The sequence below is a fragment of the Carnobacterium sp. genome (genome assembly GCF_032094055.1).
Lineage (GTDB): Bacteria > Bacillota > Bacilli > Lactobacillales > Carnobacteriaceae > Carnobacterium_A.
Genome location: NZ_DAMDAK010000005.1, coordinates 3,773 through 6,551, shown reverse-complemented (window position 1 = coordinate 6,551; position 2,779 = coordinate 3,773). Strand labels below are relative to the sequence as shown.

Annotated in this window: 3 protein-coding genes; 1 reads left to right on the top strand and 2 read right to left on the bottom strand. The window is 37.9% G+C overall.

Going from position 1 to position 2,779, the window contains the following annotated elements:
- Positions 1-1,714, bottom strand: a 1,714-nt coding sequence (gene dnaE / locus RT405_RS01480; RefSeq protein ID WP_313466963.1) for a DNA polymerase III subunit alpha, incomplete at its 3' end; no start/stop codon positions are given.
- A gap of 150 nt (positions 1,715-1,864) precedes the next feature.
- Here dnaE and RT405_RS01475 point away from each other — a divergent pair.
- On the top strand, positions 1,865-2,056 hold the full coding sequence (locus tag RT405_RS01475) for a YjzD family protein (RefSeq protein ID WP_035028421.1): 192 nt from the start codon (positions 1,865-1,867) through the stop codon (positions 2,054-2,056).
- Positions 2,057-2,104: 48 nt separating this feature from the next.
- On the opposite strand, the gene RT405_RS01470 is transcribed toward RT405_RS01475, so the two are convergent.
- Positions 2,105-2,779 (bottom strand): AAA family ATPase (locus tag RT405_RS01470; RefSeq protein ID WP_313466960.1); only part of this gene is annotated, 675 nt, incomplete at its 5' end.

The window sequence follows — 2,779 nt, the reverse complement described above, 5'->3', positions numbered from 1 at the left end:
CATCCATAGGGATAGACAGCAAATCGAGTTCTATCTTTTTTTCACGTTTGATGAGCTTTAGTGTATGATCAATAATCGATAAGTTTTTCAACCCTAAAAAATCGATTTTTAATAACCCAATTTCCTCTACATTGCCCATTGCATATTGCGTTAAATAAATAGATCCGCTGCCTTGTTGCAATGGAAGATACTGATTTAAAGGTTGGTCGCTGATCACGACTCCAGCTGCATGAGTAGAAACATGTCTGGGTAATCCTTCAATTTTTTTTGCAGTTTCAAACAGCAGTTGGTTCTTTTCACTCTTTTGTACTAATTCTCTTAATTCTTTCGATTGTTGGTAAGCCGATTGCAATGTGATACCGGCTATTTTGGGAATCGCATTCGACCAAGTACCGGCTTCAGCTTGGCTCAGTTCAAATACACGAGCAACATCGCGCAAAGCCATTTTTGCTGCTAACGTTCCAAAAGTAGCAATTTGAGCGACGTGTTCTTGGCCATATTTTGTTTTTACATATTGCAGCATTTCTTCACGCCGGTTATCTGGAAAATCTAAGTCTATGTCCGGCATCGTATAGCGCTCTTCATTTAAAAACCTCTCAAATAATAAGTCATACTCTATTGGGTCTACGTCTGTGATACCCAAAACATAGGCAACTAAAGAACCAGCTGCAGATCCCCTACCGGCACCTGTGACAATATTTACTTGGTGAGCATAGGCCATTAAGTCCCAGACAATCAGAAAATAATCTTCAAACCCCATTTTATGAATAACGCTTAATTCATAATTAAGCCGATCTTGGTATTCTTGAACAGAATTGGGTTTTCTTTGCTCCAAACCTTCAAAACAACGTTCTTCTAAGTACCGTTTTGTGCCCGTTTGAGTGGGTAATGGGTACTTAGGCAAGAGCTGCTGGTGCAATTCAATATCCATATGTGTCATTTCTGCGATTTTCACAGTCTCTTCAACAGCTTTCTGCAAACCAGCTTCTTTAAATTGAGCTTCTACTTGTTCGCTGTTAGGTAAGCTGTAAGGTCCTTCCATAGTTGGAGATGAGGTTAACGAAATCTTTTCACCAGAATCAATTGCTCTTAAGACCTTGGTGCTAAAATCGTCTGCTGGATCTAAATAGCGGATATCTCCTAAAGCTACAGTTGGGATTTGCAGTTGTTTGGCTAAACTTATCACATTTTCTTGAATAGGTACTAATTCCGGCTGCAATTGTATGCCAAGGAAAAAGTTTTCTTTTTCAAAAACAGATCGGTAAGCTGCTGCTGCTGCTTGAGCTTGATCCATTTCTTCTTTTAACAGAAGTGATTCCACTTCGCCATCCATTCCTGGTGTGACAGCTATTAGGTCTTTGCTGTGTTTTTTTATCTGTTCAATGTTTAATTTGTTCGTTTTCTCCAGCATTTTTTCACTAGATAGTTTCATTAGATTCTTATATCCCGCTGCATTCTTAGCCAGCAACACAAGCGAATAATCCTGCTGCTTATCTACTGCCCCTTCAAATGCTAAAACCATTCCAATGATTGGTTTGATGCCGTGTTTTTTACACGCTTTATAAAAATCTACAGCACCGTACATAACATTATGATCGGTCAATGCTATAGCCGTATAGCCACGTTCTTTAGCTGTTACTACTAGTTGCTCAATTGATATTGTGCTTTTTAATAAACTGTAGGCACTAATGACTTGCAAATGTACAAAAGACATTTTGGTCACTCCATTCTGATTCCATCTCTTTTATTATAACCTTATCCCTTAGTAATTCGCAAACTGTTTCAGGCCTCTTTTTATCGTTCTTGCTTTACAATCTGATTAAACGTGATAAAATTAACTTGTACGAGGAGAGGTGTTGAACTAATGAAATATTTTGTAACTTTGTTTTGGGGTTTTTGTATCGGACAAGCCATTAATTACATTGGCAGTTCATTAACAGGTAGTACCTATGATTTTATGACTGCTACCCTTATTGGGCTGATTTCAGCAGTTGTTGTTCTGTTGATCGGACAAGTTCTCCCAAAAACTGTCCACGCAAATACTACAAATGAATAAAAAATAAAAAGCCCTCTTATCTTAATTATAAGAAGGCTTTTTATTTTTTTATTCCTCTATCGGCTGGTAATCAAAGGCCAGCTCTCCTTGTTTCGAGGCAATTGTAACTTTTGTGTTTGGCAATATGTTTCCAGCAATGATTTCTCTTGCAAGTGGTGTCTCAATTGCTTTAGTTAAATAACGTTTTAATGGTCGAGCACCATACATTGGATCATATGCGTTTTGTGCTATCCAAGTTTGGGCTTCTTCTGAAATAGTCAGCTCAATTTCTTGGTCTGCTAATCGCTCAGCCAAATCATGCGTTAATTTTAAGATGATCTTTTTCACAACTTCAAGACTAAGCGGAGCAAATAAGACGGTATCGTCAATACGGTTTAAAAATTCTGGTTTAAAATGAGTAGTGAGCAAGGACATGACTTGTTCTTTAACCGATTCTTCAATCTGGCCATTTTGATCCGTTCCTTCTAATAATATAGATGAACCTAAATTACTGGTCATAATGAGAACAGTATTTTTAAAATCTACTATTCGTCCTTTTCCATCAGTCAAACGTCCGTCATCTAACACTTGTAATAAGATATTGAACACATCTGGATGAGCTTTTTCAATTTCATCCAGCAATACAATACTGTATGGATTACGGCGGATCGCTTCAGTTAGTTGTCCGCCTTCTTCGTAACCTACATAACCTGGAGGAGCTCCTACTAGGCGAGAAACAGAATG